The 15,719-nt window shown below is 72.7% G+C and carries 17 protein-coding genes; 8 read left to right on the forward strand and 9 right to left on the reverse strand.

Going from position 1 to position 15,719, the window contains the following annotated elements; all coding sequences use genetic code 11:
• Positions 1-3: 3 nt before the first annotated feature.
• Positions 4-663 carry a response regulator transcription factor gene (locus ACQPYX_RS20630; RefSeq protein ID WP_433799153.1) on the reverse strand — a complete coding sequence of 220 codons (660 nt, stop codon included), beginning with the start codon at positions 661-663 and terminating at the stop codon, positions 4-6.
• Positions 664-792: 129 nt separating this feature from the next.
• Between ACQPYX_RS20630 and ACQPYX_RS20635 the strand changes: the two genes are divergently transcribed.
• The 4 genes from ACQPYX_RS20635 to ACQPYX_RS20650 are packed head-to-tail and all read left to right on the forward strand — an operon-like array spanning position 793 to position 3,995.
• Entirely contained in the window at positions 793-1,521 is a 729-nt protein-coding gene (locus tag ACQPYX_RS20635) for an amino acid ABC transporter ATP-binding protein (RefSeq protein WP_433803774.1), read from the forward strand.
• A 9-nt stretch (positions 1,522-1,530) separates the two neighbouring features.
• Positions 1,531-2,418, forward strand: a complete 888-nt coding sequence (locus ACQPYX_RS20640) for a glutamate ABC transporter substrate-binding protein (protein WP_433799154.1) — start codon at positions 1,531-1,533, stop codon at positions 2,416-2,418.
• Between the two features lie 57 nt (positions 2,419-2,475).
• On the forward strand, positions 2,476-3,150 hold the full coding sequence (locus ACQPYX_RS20645; RefSeq protein WP_433799155.1) for an amino acid ABC transporter permease: 675 nt from the start codon (positions 2,476-2,478) through the stop codon (positions 3,148-3,150).
• Positions 3,147-3,995 carry an amino acid ABC transporter permease gene (locus ACQPYX_RS20650; RefSeq protein WP_433799156.1) on the forward strand — a complete coding sequence of 283 codons (849 nt, stop codon included), beginning with the start codon at positions 3,147-3,149 and terminating at the stop codon, positions 3,993-3,995. The genes ACQPYX_RS20645 and ACQPYX_RS20650 overlap by 4 nt, the downstream gene beginning before the upstream one ends.
• Here ACQPYX_RS20650 and ACQPYX_RS20655 read toward each other — a convergent pair whose 3' ends face one another.
• On the reverse strand, positions 3,996-5,417 hold the full coding sequence (locus ACQPYX_RS20655) for a wax ester/triacylglycerol synthase domain-containing protein (RefSeq protein ID WP_433799157.1): 1,422 nt from the start codon (positions 5,415-5,417) through the stop codon (positions 3,996-3,998).
• A gap of 141 nt (positions 5,418-5,558) precedes the next feature.
• Between ACQPYX_RS20655 and ACQPYX_RS20660 the strand changes: the two genes are divergently transcribed.
• Positions 5,559-6,158 carry a dihydrofolate reductase family protein gene (locus tag ACQPYX_RS20660; RefSeq protein ID WP_433799158.1) on the forward strand — a complete coding sequence of 200 codons (600 nt, stop codon included), beginning with the start codon at positions 5,559-5,561 and terminating at the stop codon, positions 6,156-6,158.
• Positions 6,159-6,207: 49 nt separating this feature from the next.
• On the opposite strand, the gene ACQPYX_RS20665 is transcribed toward ACQPYX_RS20660, so the two are convergent.
• The 7 genes from ACQPYX_RS20665 to ACQPYX_RS20695 all read right to left on the reverse strand — a co-directional run bounded on the left by ACQPYX_RS20665 (position 6,208) and on the right by ACQPYX_RS20695 (position 13,586).
• A complete protein-coding gene (locus ACQPYX_RS20665; RefSeq protein ID WP_433799159.1) occupies positions 6,208-7,062 on the reverse strand; it encodes a succinate dehydrogenase/fumarate reductase iron-sulfur subunit in 855 nt (284 codons plus the stop codon).
• 3 nt (positions 7,063-7,065) lie between these two features.
• Positions 7,066-8,985 carry a fumarate reductase/succinate dehydrogenase flavoprotein subunit gene (locus tag ACQPYX_RS20670; protein ID WP_433799160.1) on the reverse strand — a complete coding sequence of 640 codons (1,920 nt, stop codon included), beginning with the start codon at positions 8,983-8,985 and terminating at the stop codon, positions 7,066-7,068.
• Positions 8,985-9,821 carry a hypothetical protein gene (locus ACQPYX_RS20675; protein WP_433799161.1) on the reverse strand — a complete coding sequence of 279 codons (837 nt, stop codon included), beginning with the start codon at positions 9,819-9,821 and terminating at the stop codon, positions 8,985-8,987. The genes ACQPYX_RS20670 and ACQPYX_RS20675 overlap by 1 nt, the downstream gene beginning before the upstream one ends.
• Before the next feature lie 199 nt (positions 9,822-10,020).
• Positions 10,021-10,599: a regulatory protein RecX gene (locus ACQPYX_RS20680; protein ID WP_433799162.1), complete on the reverse strand. Its 579-nt coding sequence runs from the start codon at positions 10,597-10,599 to the stop codon at positions 10,021-10,023.
• Complete coding sequence (recA, locus tag ACQPYX_RS20685) at positions 10,599-11,645, reverse strand: recombinase RecA (RefSeq protein WP_230756602.1); 1,047 nt, start codon at positions 11,643-11,645, stop codon at positions 10,599-10,601. The genes ACQPYX_RS20680 and recA overlap by 1 nt, the downstream gene beginning before the upstream one ends.
• Positions 11,646-11,843: 198 nt before the next feature.
• Complete coding sequence (locus ACQPYX_RS20690) at positions 11,844-12,038, reverse strand: DUF3046 domain-containing protein (RefSeq protein WP_433799163.1); 195 nt, start codon at positions 12,036-12,038, stop codon at positions 11,844-11,846.
• A 57-nt stretch (positions 12,039-12,095) separates the two neighbouring features.
• On the reverse strand, positions 12,096-13,586 hold the full coding sequence (locus ACQPYX_RS20695) for a glycosyltransferase family 39 protein (RefSeq protein ID WP_433799164.1): 1,491 nt from the start codon (positions 13,584-13,586) through the stop codon (positions 12,096-12,098).
• Positions 13,587-13,719: 133 nt separating this feature from the next.
• On the opposite strand from ACQPYX_RS20695, the gene ACQPYX_RS20700 reads away from it, so the two are divergent.
• The 3 genes from ACQPYX_RS20700 to ACQPYX_RS20710 are packed head-to-tail and all read left to right on the forward strand — an operon-like array spanning position 13,720 to position 15,714.
• On the forward strand, positions 13,720-14,913 hold the full coding sequence (locus ACQPYX_RS20700) for a histidine kinase (protein WP_433799165.1): 1,194 nt from the start codon (positions 13,720-13,722) through the stop codon (positions 14,911-14,913).
• A complete protein-coding gene (locus ACQPYX_RS20705; RefSeq protein ID WP_433799166.1) occupies positions 14,910-15,569 on the forward strand; it encodes a response regulator transcription factor in 660 nt (219 codons plus the stop codon). The genes ACQPYX_RS20700 and ACQPYX_RS20705 overlap by 4 nt, the downstream gene beginning before the upstream one ends.
• A 10-nt stretch (positions 15,570-15,579) precedes the next feature.
• Complete coding sequence (locus ACQPYX_RS20710; protein WP_433799167.1) at positions 15,580-15,714, forward strand: hypothetical protein; 135 nt, start codon at positions 15,580-15,582, stop codon at positions 15,712-15,714.
• Positions 15,715-15,719: the final 5 nt, after the last annotated feature.

A 15,719-nucleotide genomic window follows, 5' to 3' on the forward strand; every position in this document is an offset into this window, starting at 1 on the left:
CGGCTACGGCCGACTCAGCCGGTAGCCCACCCCGCGGACGGTGGACACGACGTCCGGGCGGCCCAGTTTCGTGCGCAGCGTGGCCACGTGGACGTCCAGGGTGCGGTTCGCGCCCGGCCAGGTGCGGCCCCAGACCTCGGCGACGATGCGGTCGCGGGTGCAGACCGCGCCGTCCGCCCGGGCCAGCTGCGCGAGCACCGCGAACTCCTTGCGGGAGAGGGCGACCGGCGCGCCGCCGTCGCGGACCTCGCGCCGGGCGAGGTCGACGACGAGCCCGGAGCCCAGCTCGACGACGTCCGCGGCAGGCTCCGGGCGGCGGCGCCGCAGCACGGTGTGGATGCGGGCGAGCAGCTCGCCGGCGTCGTAGGGCTTGACCAGGTAGTCGTCGGCGCCGGAGTGCAGGCCGAGGATGCGGTCGTCGACCTCGCCGCGGGCGCTCACGACGATCACCGGCGTGTCCCCCGCGTCGCGGATGCGGCGGCACACGTCGATGCCGTCGACGTCGGGCAGGCCGAGGTCGAGCAGGACCACGTCGACGCCCGGGAGGTGGGCGACGACGTCCCGCCCGGAAGCGAGGCGGGTGACCTCGATCTGCTGGCGGGCGAGCGCCGTCCGCAGCGCGGCGGCGACACGGTCGTCGTCCTCCACCAGCAGGATGCGCACCCGCGTCACCTCGTTTCGGTCATGTCAAGACAACCCTAAGTCTTCCTCAAGACCCCTTCTCGCCCTGTCCATCCCCCGGCAGGGTTCCCCGCCGTCGGGTCGATGTGAGGAGGACCACTGATGACACCGATGGTGCGTCTCGCCGGGGTCAACAAGCACTTCGGTGACCTCCACGTGCTGCGGGACATCGATCTGGAGATCGCCGGCGGCGAGGTCGTCGTCGTGCTGGGGCCGTCCGGCTCCGGCAAGTCGACGCTGTGCCGGGCGATCAACCGGCTGGAGCCGATCGACGGCGGCGTCGTCGAGATCGACGGCAAGGAGCTGCCGGCGGAGGGCCGCGACCTCGCGGCGCTGCGCAGCGACGTGGGCATGGTGTTCCAGCAGTTCAACCTGTTCGCCCACAAGACGATCCTGGAGAACGTCACCCTCGCGCCGACCCGGGTGCGCAAGGTGTCCAAGGGCGAGGCGGAGAACCGGGCCAAGACCCTGCTCGACCGCGTCGGCATCGGGAACCAGGCGTCGAAGTACCCCGCCCAGCTCTCGGGCGGGCAGCAGCAGCGCGTCGCGATCGCCCGGGCGCTCGCGATGGACCCGAAGGTCATGCTCTTCGACGAGCCGACCTCGGCGCTGGACCCGGAGATGGTCGGCGAGGTCGTCGAGGTGATGTCCGACCTCGCCCGGGACGGCATGACGATGGTCGTGGTCACCCACGAGATGGGCTTCGCCCGCCGCGCGGCGCACCGCGTCGTGTTCATGGCCGACGGCGAGATCGTCGAGGACTCCACCCCCGACGCCTTCTTCCAGCGCCCCTCCTCGGAGCGGGCGCGCGACTTCCTCGGCAAGATCCTCACCCACTAAGGAGTGTTCATGAGGCGCGTCAGCGTCATCCTGGTGGCCCTCGCGGCCCTCGTGCTCGCCGGTTGTGGGCGCGAGGGGGTGCCGGGGCAGGCCCCGAGCGAGCAGCTCACCTACCCGGTCGCCCAGAACGTGCAGGTCCCGGGCTCGGCGACCTTCGCGAAGATCCAGCAGGCCGGTCGCGTCAAGATGGGCGTCAAGAACGACCAGCCCGGTCTCGGCGTGCAGGACCCGACCACCGGCCAGTACACCGGCTTCGACATCGAGATGGGCCGCATGATCGCGGCCGGCCTGGGCGTCTCGCCCGACCGCATCGACTACGTCGTCGTCCCGTCGGCCGCCCGCGAGGACGCGATCTCGCGCGGCGACGTCGACTACTACGTCGGCACCTACACGATCAACGACAACCGCAAGCAGCGCGTCGGCTTCGCCGGGCCGTACTACCAGGCCGGCCAGGACCTGCTCGTGCGCGCCGACGACACCTCGATCACCGGGCCGCAGACCCTGATGGGCAAGAAGGTCTGCTCGGTCACCGGCTCCACGCCGATCCAGCGGGTCCGGCAGCAGAACCTGACCCAGCCCGAGAACGTGGTCGAGTTCCAGACCTACTCGCAGTGCGTGAACCAGCTGATCGCCCGCCAGGTCGACGCCGTCACCACCGACGACGCCATCCTCAAGGGCTTCGCCGCGCAGGACCCGCAGCAGCTCAAGGTCGTCGGGCAGGTCTTCTCCCAGGAGCCCTACGGCGTCGGCGTCCCGCGCGACGACGTGGCCTTCCGCAACAAGGTGAACGACCTGATCCAGCAGGCCGAGACCGACGGGACGTGGCAGCGCATCTACGACGCCACCCTCGGCAAGTCCGGCACGCCGGCCACCCCGCCGGCCATCCAGCGGTACTGATCGCGTGCGGCAGGGCCCGGTGCGAGCCGGGCCCTGCCGCGTCCAGGGGAGACCTCGATGAACGTCCTGATCGACAACCTCGGTGAGTTCGGCACCCGGTTCCTGGGCACCGTCGAGCTCTTCGTCCTGTCCGCGATCGCCTCGCTCGTCCTCGGCACGGTGCTCGCCGCGATGCGGGTGAGCCCCGTCCCGGCCATGCGGGCCGCGGGCACCGCCTACGTGACCCTGCTGCGGAACACGCCGCTGACGCTGGTGTTCTTCTTCTTCGCGTTCGGCTTCCCGCTGCTCGAGATCGCCGACCTGAGCTTCTTCACGCTGGCCGTGGTCTCGCTGTCGCTCTACACCGCGGCGTTCGTGTGCGAGACGGTGCGCGCCGGGATCACGACGGTGCCGCCCGGCCAGGCCGAGGCCGCCCGGGCGCTCGGTCTCGGGTTCGGCCAGTCCCTGACGCTGATCATCCTCCCGCAGGCGATCCGCGCGGTGGTGCCACCGCTGACGAGCGTGCAGATCGCGCTGCTCAAGAACACCACCGTGGCCGCCGGCTTCTCGGTCGTGGAGGCGGGCGGCATCTACCAGGTCCTCTCCGAGCGCGGCTACTCCACGCTGATCGGCCTGCTGTGGGTCGCCCTCGGCTTCGTCATCCTGATCACCCCTCTGACGTTGCTGCAGCGCTCGCTGGAACGCCGCTGGTCGGCCTCCTCGGGCGGTGCGGTCAAGGCAGGTGCCCGATGAGCGCTCCCACCGCCGTCCTGTTCGACGTCCCCGGCCCGAAGGCCCGCGCCCGCAACGGGGTGCTCGGCGTCGTCGCGGTGATCGTGGTCGCCGCGCTGCTCGCCTTCGTGATCGTCCGGCTGGCCGCCACCGGCCAGTTCGACGGGAGCAAGTGGGACTGGATCCTCTACGAGAACATCCAGCTCGCCCTGCTCGAGGGACTGGTCAACACGCTGCGGGCCTTCGCGGCCGGTGCGGTGCTGGCCCTGGTGTTCGGCGCGGTCTTCGCGCTCGGCCGGCTCTCCGACCACGCCTGGCTGCGCGGGGTGTCCACCGGGATCGTCGAGTTCTTCCGGGCCGTGCCGCTCGTGGTGCTCATGTTCATCTTCTACTTCGGCATGCCCTCGGTCGGCGTCACCGTCTCGACGTTCACCGCCGTGGTCGTGGCGCTCACCCTCTACAACGGGTCGGTGCTCGCGGAGATCTTCCGGTCCGGGGTGCAGGCGGTGCCGCGCGGGCAGTCGGAGGCGGCGTACGCGCTGGGCATGCGCAAGTCCGCCGTCATGCGGTTCGTGCTGCTGCCGCAGGCGGTGCGGTCGATGCTGCCGACGATCGTGAGCCAGCTCGTGGTGCTGCTCAAGGACTCCGCGCTCGGGTTCCTCATCCTCTACCCCGAGCTGCTCTACCAGGCCCGCGTGCTCGGCTCGTCCGGGCAGCTCGGCCGACCGCTGCTGCCGGTCGCGATCGTGGTGGCGATCGTCTACATCACGCTGTGCCTGCTGCTCACCCTGCTGGCGAACTACCTGGAGCGGCGCACGCGCCGGACGTCCCCGGCGCCCGTCGCGGTGGCCGACGGGGCCGTCTGATCACCGGGCCAGGGCCAGGACCTCGTCGAACCCGTCGGCGAGGTCCTGCTCGAAGCCCGCGAGGTCGGTGATCGCCGCCGCGTCGAGGTTCGCCGCGACGCAGCAGACGTCGCCGTGGGTGAGCATCGCGATCATCGCGGCGCACCCCGGCAGCGGCGCGAAGGGGTACGCGCGGCGGATGCGGGCCCCGGCGAGGAAGTAGTCGCCCGGCAGCCCGGGGACGCTGCTCGCCTGCAGGTCGTTGCCCCCCGTGGTGGCGCCGCCGAGCCGGGTGACGAGGGCCCCCGGCACCCGGGCCAGCACGGGCGTGACCAGCTCGACGCTGTCCAGGGCCGGCTCGTCGCGGGCGGCCCGCACCCGGCGGTGCACGTCGGCGATCCGGGCAGCCGGGTCCGGCAGGCCCACCGGCGCCGACAGCCGGGCGGGCGCGAACCGGTTGCCGCCCGGCTCGTCGTCCGCGCTGCGGACCGAGATCGGCATGGTCACGGGCATGAGCCGGTCCGCCGGCAGCGGATCACCGCACCGGGCGCTGTAGCGCCGGAAGGCGCCCAGGAGCGCGGCGACGAAGGCGCTGTTGACCGACCCCTCCCCCGCCCGGCCGGCCGCGCGGAGACGGTCGAGGGGCACATCGAGCGTCCGGAACCGCCACGACGGGCTCCGCTCCGCGAGGACCGGCAGCGGCGGGGCGGGCGGCGGCGAGAGGACCCGCACCGCCGAGGCCACGTACGCCGCCGCGTCGCGCACCGCCCGGTCGGGCCGGGTGAACGTCGCCCCCAGCAGGCCCCGCACGGCGCCTCCGGCGAGAGCGAGGTCCGTGGTGACCTGCCGGAGGAGGTCCCGCCCCAGCCCGCCGGGCTCCAGGACGGGCGCGGGCGGCTGGGGCTTGTCCGGCGTTGGCTCCCGCGTGCGGGAGTGCAGCCCGGCCAGGAGTTGCGTGAGCCCCATCCCGTCGGAGAGCACGTGGCTGAGCTTGAACAGCAGCGCGGCCCCGCCGTCGGGCAGCCCGGAGACCACGGTCGCCTCCCACAGCGGCCGGGCCGGGTCGAGCGGGGTCATCGCGATCTGCTCCGCCAGCTCGAGCAGGTCCGTGGTCTCGGCGCCGTCGGGCAGCCGGAGCCGCCGCAGGTGGTAGTGCAGGTCGAAGTACGGGTCGACCGCCCAGTACGGGGTGCCGGCCCCGAGGAACGGCGTGACGATGCGTTCCCGCAGCCGCGGCGCCACCCGCGAGGCCCAGTCGGTCGCCGCCACCATCCGCGGCCAGTCGGGGTCGCGGTCCAGCGTCTCCACGACGAGCACTGTGGAGCGCATGCGGGGATCGGCCTCGACGCGCCACATCAGCGCCTCGAAGCCGGTCAGGTCCTCCGAGCGGGACCACAGCAGGCGGCCGTCCGGTCCGATCTTCGGCGCGGGATCGTCGACCACGCGACCTCCCCTCCGGCACCGGTGCGATCAGCCTCGCAGGACGACGGCGTGCGCGTCGAGGGTGACAGGACGACAGTCCTGTAGTAGGACTGTCAATCTCGGAAATCGAACTACTGATCCCGTGATCGAGGGAGACCGTCGATGGCTCGCGTCGTGATGCAGGCGGTCGTCTCGGTGGACGGGTTCATCGCCCGGCCGGACGACTCGGTCGGACCGCTGTTCGACTGGTACGGCCACGGCGACACGGAGGTGGTCGCCCGGCCCAGCGACTGGCGCTTCTCGGTCTCGGCGGCCTCGGCCGGCTACGTCCAGCCGTTCTGGGACGCCATCGACGTGACCGTCATCGGGCGCCACCTGTTCGACACGACGAACGGGTGGGACGGCCGCCCGGCGGCCGGCGACCAGCTGGTCGTCGTCACCCACCGGCCCCTGCCCGTCCCGTGGCGAGCCGCGCACCCCGACGCCCCGTTCCACGTCGCGGACACCGTCGAGGCCGGCATCACGCACGCCAAGGACCTCGCCGGGGAGGACGGGCTCGTCTGTGTCACCGCCGGCGACGTGGGCGGCCAGGCCTTCGCGGCAGGGCTCGTCGACGAGGTCGCGATGGACGTCGCCCCGGTCGTCCTCGGGGAGGGCGTGCGCTTCTTCGGGAGCCACACGGGGACCGTGCTGCTCGGCGACGCCGACCGGGTCGTGCAGGGCGACCGGGTCCTGCACCTGCACTACACCGTCCGGCGGTGACGGCGCGCCCGACGGCGGGCGCGGTGCGCCCCGCCGTCGGGAACCCGGCTCAGTGCCCGACCGGGCCGATCGAGTCGGCCGGCAGCGGCGAGCCGTTGTCCGGGCCGGCGTCGTCGAGCGAGCGCCGACCGGTGGCGTGCTTCGCCTCCAGGTCCTCGCGCTTGAAGATCTTCCGGCCGAGCCAGACCAGCGGGTCGTACTTCGTGTCGACCACGCGTTCCTTCATCGGGATGAGCGCGTTGTCGGTGATCTTGATGTGCTCGGGGCAGACCTCGGTGCAGCACTTGGTGATGTTGCAGTAGCCGAGGCCGTGGTCCTCCTGGGCCGCGTCCTTGCGGTCACGGACGTCGAGGGGGTGCATGTCGAGCTCGGAGACCCGCATCAGGTAGCGCGGACCGGCGAACTCCTCCTTGTTCTCCTCGTGGTCGCGCACCGCGTGACAGGTGTTCTGACACAGGTAGCACTCGATGCACTTGCGGAACTCCTGCGGCCGCTCCACGTCGAGCTGGCTCATCCGGTACTCGCCCGGCGCCAGGTCCTCCGGCGGCGCGAAGGACGGGATCTCGCGCGCCTTGACGTAGTTGAAGTCGACGTCGGTGACGAGGTCCCGGATCACCGGGAACGTCCGCAGGGGCGTGATCGTGACGGTCTCGTGCTCGTCGAACGTCGACATCCGGGTCATGCACATCAGCCGCGGGCGGCCGTTGATCTCGGCCGAGCAGCTGCCGCACTTGCCGGCCTTGCAGTTCCAGCGCACCGCCAGGTCGCCCGCCTGGGTCGCCTGCAGCCGGTGCACGATGTCGAGGACGACCTCGCCCTCGTTGACGTCCACCTCGTAGGGCTGCAGCGTCCCCTCGCCGGAGGAGTCGCCGCGCCAGACCTCGAACTTCGCCCGGTAACCCATGGCTCACATCCCCCGATCCGCGCGGTGTCCGCCGAGCTCGTCGCCGGTGTAGTACTTCTTGAGCTCGTCGAGCTCGAAGAGGTCGAACAGGTCGGACCGCATCGCCGGCTGGGGCTGGTGGTTCAGCTCCACCTGCGGGCCCTCGGGGCCGTCGACGAGCGAGCAGTTGAGCAGCTCGCGCCGCCAGTTCTCGTCCATCGCCGGGTAGTCGTCGCGGGTGTGGCCGCCGCGGCTCTCCTGCCGCTCCAGGGCCGCCATCGCGATGCACTGGCTGACCATGAGCATGTTGCGCAGGTCCATCGCGAGGTGCCAGCCCGGGTTGTAGGCCCGACCGCCGGAGACCCCCACCCGCGGGATGCGGTCGCGCAACTCGGCGAGCCGCTTGAGCGCCATCTCCATCTCGTCGGCCCGCCGGATGATGCCGACGAGGTCGTTCATCGTCTGCTGCAACTCCTGGTGCAGCGTGTAGGCGTTCTCCTCGCCGCGGACCGCGAACGGCTTCTCCGACTCGGCGAGCGCGGCGTCGACGGCCGCGTCGGTGACGGCGGGCGTGCCCGTCAGGCCGTCGAGGTAGTCGGCGGCCCCCGCCCCGGCACGGCAGCCGAAGACGAGCAGGTCGGACAGCGAGTTGCCGCCCAGGCGGTTGGACCCGTGCATCCCGCCCGCGACCTCACCGGCCGCGAAGAGCCCGGGGACGACCGTGGCCGCCGAGTCCGGGTCGACCTCGACGCCGCCCATCACGTAGTGGCAGGTCGGGCCGACCTCCATCGGCTCGCTGGTGATGTCGACGTCGGCCAGCTCCTTGAACTGGTGGTACATCGACGGCAGGCGCTTGCGGATGAACTCGGTGGAGCGGCGGCTGGCGATGTCGAGGTACACCCCGCCCGCCGGGGAACCGCGGCCCTCCTTGACCTCGTTGTTGATCGCCCGGGCCACCTCGTCGCGCGGCAGCAGTTCCGGCGGACGGCGGTTGTTGTCCGCGTCCTCGTACCAGCGGTCACCCTCGTCCTCGCTGGTCGCGTACTGCTCGCGGAACACGTCGGGGATGTAGCGGAACATGAACCGCTCGCCCTCGGAGTTCTTGAGGACGCCGCCGTCGCCGCGGACGGACTCGGTGACGAGGATGCCCTTCACGCTGGGCGGCCAGACCATCCCCGTGGGGTGGAACTGGACGAACTCCATGTTGATCAGGCGGGCCCCGGCGCGGAGCGCGAGGGCGTGGCCGTCACCGGTGTACTCCCAGGAGTTGCTGGTGACCTTGAACGACTTGCCGATCCCGCCGGTCGCGAGCACGACCGCGGGGGCGTGGAAGCAGAGATACTCCCCCGTCGGGCGGCGGTAGCCGAAGGCGCCGGCGATGCGGTCGCCGTCCTTGAACAGCTCGGTGACGGTGAACTCGTGGAAGACCTTCAGGTCGGACTCGTAGTCCCCGGTGCGGGCGTGGTCCTCCTGCTGCAGCGAGACGATCTTCTGCTGCAGGGTGCGGATCAGCTCGAGGCCGGTGCGGTCGCCGACGTGCGCGAGGCGCGGGAACTGGTGCCCGCCGAAGTTGCGCTGGCTGATCTTGCCCTCGGGCGTGCGGTCGAACAGCGCACCGTAGGTCTCGAGTTCCCAGACGCGCTGCGGCGCCTCCTTGGCGTGCAGTTCGGCCATGCGCCAGTTGTTGAGGAACTTCCCGCCGCGCATGGTGTCCCGGTAGTGGACCTCCCAGTTGTCGTGGGGGTTCGCGTTCCCCATCGACGCGGCGATGCCGCCCTCGGCCATGACCGTGTGCGCCTTGCCGAACAGCGACTTCGACAGGATCGCGACCCGCTTGCCCCGCATCCGGGCCTCGATCGCCGCGCGCAGACCCGCGCCGCCGGCGCCGATGACGAGGACGTCGTAGGTGTGGTGGACGCCGTCCGGAGTGGTGCTCTCGGCCATCAGTTCACGATCCTCAGGTCGGAGATGGTGCCGCTCGCGACGAGCATGATGTAGAGGTCGGTGAGGATCAGCGTCCCGATCGTGATCCACGCGAAGAGCATGTGCCGCGTGTTCAGCGCCGAGACCCCGGTCCAGATCCGGTAGCGCACCGGGTGGCGGGAGAAGTGCTTGAGCCGCCCGCCGGTGATGTGTCGGCAGGAGTGGCAGGACAGCGTGTAGAGCCACAGCCCGATCACGTTGACCAGCAGGATGATGTTGCCGAGCCCGATCCCGAACCGGCTCGAGCCGTCGGGGGCGTCGCTCTGGAACGCGACCACCATGTCGTAGGTGTTGATCAACGAGATCAGGAACGCGACGTAGAAGAAGTAGCGGTGCGCGTTCTGCAGGATCAGCGGGAACCGGGTCTCACCGGTGTACTTGCCGTGCGGCTCGGAGACCGCGCAGGCCGGCGGCGACATCCAGAACGCCCGGTAGTACGACTTCCGGTAGTAGTAGCAGGTGAGCCGGAAGCCGAGCAGGAACGGCAGCGACAGCAGCGCCAGCGGGAGCCACGGCGGGAACTCCGGCAGGAACGTGCCGAAGTGGCTCGACCCCGGCACGCAGCTCGCCGAGAAGCAGGGCGAGTAGAACGGCGAGAGGTAGTGGTAGTCCGGCACGTAGTACGCCGATCCCCAGAAGGACCGGATCGTCGCGTACACGACGAACGTGGCCAGTCCGAGGGCGTTCACCAGCGGCGCCAGCCACCAGCGGTCGCGGCGGAGGGTTCGGGCCCGGATGTCCGCGCGGCCGGGGTTGTCGGCCGATGGCGCTCCGGGGTCGTGCGCTGTGGTGGTCACTCGCACCGGTCCTCGTCGACGGGGCTCGGGTGACGACCGGTGCCGCGTCCCCGTGGCGGTGGGGAGCACCTGGGCACGGCGTCACGCCATGTGGTGCGCAGCACACTACGACGAGGCATTCCCGGCTGTCGTCCGGGTCACAGGTGATGTTGTCGTGATCCCCGTCACCTGGTCGGTGGCGGAGCGTCATCGCCCGTCGTCAGAGGGCCTCGTCGTCGGGAACCGTGTCGTCGAGCTCCGCGCCGCGGCCCGCCATTTCGGTGCGGACCACCTCGTAGGCCAGGCCTGCCCCGTAGCCCTTCCGGGCGAGCATGCCGACCAGTCGCCGGGCCGCGGCCTCGGGCTCGACGCGGTCGAGGGAGCGCAGTCGGCGGCGGACGAGCTCGACGGCCTTGGCCCGCTCCGACTCCGGGTCGAGCTCGGCGACCGCGGCGCTCGTGGTCTCCGCGTCGACCCCTTTGCGGCGCAGCTCCTGCGAGAGCGCGCGACGGCCGAGCCCACGATGGCGGTGCCGGGAGTCGACCCACTGCTCGGCGAACGCGGTGTCGTCGAGCAGGCGCACCTCCTCGAGCCGGTCGAGCACCACGGCGGCCACGTCGTCGTCGACGTCCCGCCGGGCCAGCTCGGTGGCCAGCTCGGCCCGCGTGCGGGCCCGGGTGGTGAGCAGGTTCAGGCAGATCGTGCGGGCCACCGACTCGGGGTCGGCGGGCGGCTCGGGCGGGCCCTCCCGCTCCGGTTCCTCCCGGGCGCGGCGCCGCGGCCGCTGCCCGAGGGCCATCAGAAGTCGACCGGGGCCGGCGCCGGCTGGGTCTCGTCGGCGTCGAGCTTCGGCCCGATCCCGAGCTTCTCCTTGATCCGCTTCTCGATCTCGCCCGCGACGTCCGGGTTCTCCCGCAGAAACTTCCGGGCGTTCTCCTTGCCCTGGCCGAGCTGGTCGCCGTCGTAGGTGTACCAGGCACCGGACTTGCGGACGAAGCCCTGCTCGACGCCGACGTCGATCAGCGAGCCCTCCTTGGAGATGCCCTGGCCGTAGATCATGTCGAACTCGGCCTGCTTGAACGGCGGGGCGACCTTGTTCTTCACGACCTTGACGCGCGTCCGGTTGCCGACCGCGTCGGTGCCGTCCTTGAGCGTCTCGATCCGCCGGATGTCCAGCCGCACCGACGAGTAGAACTTCAGCGCGCGGCCACCGGTGGTGGTCTCCGGCGAGCCGAACATGACGCCGACCTTCTCGCGCAGCTGGTTGATGAAGATCGCCGTGGTGCCGGAGTGGTTCAGCGCACCGGTGATCTTGCGCAGCGCCTGGCTCATCAGGCGGGCCTGCAGACCGACGTGGCTGTCGCCCATGTCGCCCTCGATCTCGGCACGGGGCACGAGCGCGGCGACGGAGTCGACGACGATGATGTCGAGCGCGTTCGAGCGGATCAGCATGTCCATGATCTCGAGCGCCTGCTCGCCGGTGTCCGGCTGCGCGACCAGGAGGGCGTCGGTGTCGACGCCGAGCGCCTTGGCGTACTCCGGGTCGAGCGCGTGCTCGGCGTCGATGAACGCCGCGACGCCGCCCTGGGCCTGCGCCTGGGCGACCGCGTGCAGCGTGACGGTCGTCTTCCCGGACGACTCCGGGCCGTAGATCTCGACGACGCGGCCGCGCGGCAGCCCGCCGACGCCGAGCGCGACGTCCAGGGCGATGGAGCCGGTGGGGATGACGCTGATCGGGGCGCGACCCTCGTCGCCCAGCCGCATCACCGAGCCCTTGCCGAACTGCTTGTCGATCTGCGCCAGGGCGAGCTCGAGCGCCTTGTCGCGATCCGGGGCCTGAGGCATTCCGGGTTCCCCCTCGGGACGGGTGTGGTCTACGGCGGCGACGGTAGGACAGGGGTCCGACAACGTCGCACGAGCAGGTCTTCGGCTGTGGACAACTCGGGCGGCCGGTGCCGGTGTGGACGACCGCCTCCGGCGTTCAGACTAGACGAACACGTGTTCGATCCAGGAGGGGGACACGCCGGACGGTCCCGGGTGGTCTCATCGCCGCGACACCGGCACGTCGAACTCGGCGCACACCGCCCGCCAGACCTCGCGCGGTTCCTCGCCCTCCTCCAGCGCCTGCTCCACCGTCCGCCCGGCGAGGGCGGAGAACACGTGGTCCCGGGCGATCGAGGAGGCGCGCACGGCGCCGAACTCGTCCTCCATCAGCTGCCGGAAGTGGGTCAGACGCACGCCTGCGAGGGTAGGTGCGCCCGCCCCGCCGACCCGACCCCACCCGTCGTCGGGACCTCAGGAGACGACGAGGCTCCGCTCGCGGTCCCAGATCGCCGCCCACGGCTCCTGGCGGCCGGTGAGCAGCCAGACCGGGGTCCCGACGTCCTCGCCCGTGAGACCGACGGCGCCCTGCCCGTCGATGGACGCGACCGGCCGGACCTGCGCGAACGACCCGCGCAGCGCGGCCGGGTCCGGGCCGACGTAGAGGGCCGCGTCGAGGTCCTCGGGCGGCGGCGAGAAGTACCCGTAGCTGCGGTTGAGCGAGAAGGCCTGCGGGGTGCCGAGGCGCGCGGAGTACGCGTCGACGTAGGCCGCGTAGATGTAGGAGCCGCCGACGATCGCCGTCCGGTCGCGCACCGGCGCCGGGAGGGCCTCGTACGCCGCCGCCGTGCCGACCGCGAGCCGCTCGGGCACCGCCGGATTCGACATCTGCACCGACAGGTGCAGGACGGCGCCGGCCAGGGCCACGCTCAGCACCGCCGCGGGCCACGCGACCCGGCGCCACCGGGTGCGGCCCGCCTCGCGGCGGCGCTGCAGGCCCACCGCACCCGCCGCGGCGAGCAGTCCGTAGAGCCCTGCGACGTAGTAGGGCCGGCCCGCCGTGACGAGGAAGAAGGCGACGAGGACCACCACGGTCACCCCGAGGAAACGCAGGTCGGGGTCCCGCAGTACCCGGACGAGGCCGTGGGCGACGAGCACGGCGCCGAGCAGGCCGGCCCCGACGAGCATCTGGACCGCCACCCCGGCCCGGCCGCCGTAGAGGGACTCGGCCTCCGCCGCGACGATCGGGCCCATCGCGAGCTGCGGCCACCCGTGCACGGCCTGCCAGACCAGCGTCGGCGCGGCGATCGCCGCGGCGACCAGCGCCCCCACCCACAGCAGCGGACGGCGGAGCAACGCCCGCGGGCCGCACACGGCCACGGCCACCAGGAGCACCGCGCACAGCAGCATGACCTGGAACTTGGTCTGCGCCGCGATCCCGACGACGAGGCCGAGGACGACGAGCAGGCGGTCGTCGCGGACGCGCACCCACCGCACGAGCAGCCAGCCGATCGCGAGCCACTGCACCGGCTCCAGCGCGTAGGGCGTCAGCCAGTGGCCGAAGACCGTGGCGAAGATGCCCGTCGCCTGGGCGAGCGCGGTGAGCGTCTGCGCCCGCCGGTCACCCCCGAGCTCCCGCGCGATCAGGGCCGCGATCAGGACGGCGCCGGCGGTCGCGAGGACCGCCGGCAGCCGCATCAGCCACTGCTGGTCGGGCGCGATCGCGTCGGCCGCCGCGGCGAGCAGCGGCGCGACCGGCGGCTGGTCGGCCGAGCCCCAGTCGAGGTGGTGCCGCCCGATGGCGAGCATGAGGACCTCGTCGAACCACCGGCCGTCCGGGACCGACAGCACGAGGTGGACCACGCCGACCAGCCCGGCCACGATGCCGGCGGCGGGTGCGAGGGGCGGGACGGCGCTCCGGACGGCGGGTGGCGGCGCCTCGGTCGTGGACGTCTCGGTGGACATGGCGGTCAGCCTCACGCGATCCGCCGGTCGGCCGCCCCGGGTGTTCGGGCCCGGTCGGGTCATCCTTCGGTCACCGGGTCGTCGACCTTCGGAGGAGGCCCGTCGTCGGTCGTCGGCGCTAGCGTCCCGGGCCGTGAGGACGTCCACGCTGCACCCGCGCCTGCTCGACGGCGGCGCGGTCGCGATCGCGCTGCTCGGCGTGTGGCTCTCGCTCGGCCCGGCGCCCCCGGTGTTCCCCGGCGAGGCGCCCGCCTGGTGGTGGATCGACCTCGCGGGCGGCCTCGTGGCGACCGGGCTGCTCCTGGCGCGGCGGCGGGCCCCGGTCGCGGTGGCGGTCCTGATCGGGCTGATCGGCCTGGCCGTCACCACCGCGTGGCTCGCCGGCGCGGTCGCGACCTTCGCGGTCGCCGTGCGCCGCCCGTGGGCCCTGGCCGCCGTGCTCAGCGCCGTGTCGCTCGCGGTGAGTCCGATGCAGTGGACCTTCCGCGACGTCCGACCCGACTCGACGTCCTGGGGCACGCTCGGCTGGGCGGTACTCATCTCGGCCGCCGTCATCGCCTCCGGTGCCGCCGTCCGGGCCCGGGCCCAGTTGCTCGAGTCCCTGGTCGAGCGGGCCCGTCGGGCCGAGCGCGAGGCCACCCTGCGTGCCGAGGCGGCCCGCACGGGCGAGCGGACCCGGATCGCGCGCGAGATGCACGACGTCCTCGGCCACCGCCTGTCGCTGGTCTCCATGCACGCGGCCGCGCTCGCCCACCGTCGGCGGGGCGGTCGGGCGGTCGACCCGGGCGAGATCGACGACGCGCTGGAGGTCATCCGCGCCGGCGCCCACGACGCGCTGAACGACCTGCGCACGATCCTCGGCATCCTGCGCACGGACGCCGACGCCGACGACGCCGGGCGCGCGCCCCAGCCCACGCTCGCCGACCTCGACCGGCTCGTCGACGGCGTCCGCGCCGCGGGCGCCGAGGTCGTCCTGCACGACGAGCTGGTCGGCGGCGCCGCCGCCGTCCCCGACGAGTGCGGGCGCACGCTCTACCGCATCACGCAGGAGGCCCTCACGAACGCCGCCCGGCACGCACCCGGCCGCCCCGTGGAGGTGTGCCTGCGCGGTCGTGCCGGGGACGGCGCGGAACTGGTGGTCGCCAACCCGCTGCCGCCGTCGGTGTCCGTCGGGCCCGGCGGCACGGGACTCGTCGGCATCGCCGAACGCGTCGAGCTCGCCGGCGGCGAGGTGCTCGCCTGCGGTCCCGACGGCGGCGCCTTCCGCGTCGCGGTGCGCGTCCCCTGGCCCGCCGGGGTCCGCCACGCGGCGGAGGTCGCCTCGTGATCTCGGTCCTGATCGTCGACGACGACGCCCTCGTCCGGTCCGGGCTGCGCCTCATGCTCGGCGGGGCCGACGACCTCGAGGTGGTCGGCGAGGCCGCGGACGGCGACGAGGTACCGGCCGCCGTGGCCGAGCACGCCCCCGACGTCGTGCTGATGGACCTGCGGATGCGGCGGGTGGACGGCGTCCGTGCCACCGCCGAGCTGGCGGCCCGGGCCCAGGCGCCCGCCGTCCTCGTGCTGACCACCTTCGAGACCGACGACGACGTGCTCGACGCCCTGCGCGCGGGCGCGGTCGGCTACCTGGTCAAGGACACGGCCCCGGCCGAGATCGAGGACGCGGTGCGCCGGGCCGCGCGGGGCGAGCCGGCGCTGTCCCCGGGCGTCGCCCGGCGGGTCATCGCCGCGGCCACCGGCGGGGCGGACCCCGCGCGGGAGGCGACCGAGCGGCTCGCGGCGCTCTCCGAGCAGGAGCGGGCGGTGGCCGCCGCGGTGGGGCAGGGCTGGGGCAACGCCCGGATCGCCGCCGAACTGCTGCTCTCGCTCTCGACGGTGAAGACCTACCTGTCCGCGGCGCTCACCAAGCTGGACCTGGAGAACCGGACGCAGCTGGCCCTGCTGGCCCGCGACGCGGGCCTCGTGGTGCCCGTCCATCGGTAGCGTGGATGTCGTGGACGTCCTCGATGCCCAGATCGGCCTCCCGACCCCGGCCGGCTACGAGTGGCTCGGACCGGTGCTCGCGGTCCTCGGGCTGGTGGCCGCGCTCGTGGTGCTGCTGCGCTGGTGGTTCTCCCAGCGACGGTGAGCGGG

Source organism: Actinomycetospora sp. CA-084318, assembly GCF_050955885.1.
In the GTDB taxonomy this organism is placed as follows: domain Bacteria; phylum Actinomycetota; class Actinomycetes; order Mycobacteriales; family Pseudonocardiaceae; genus Actinomycetospora.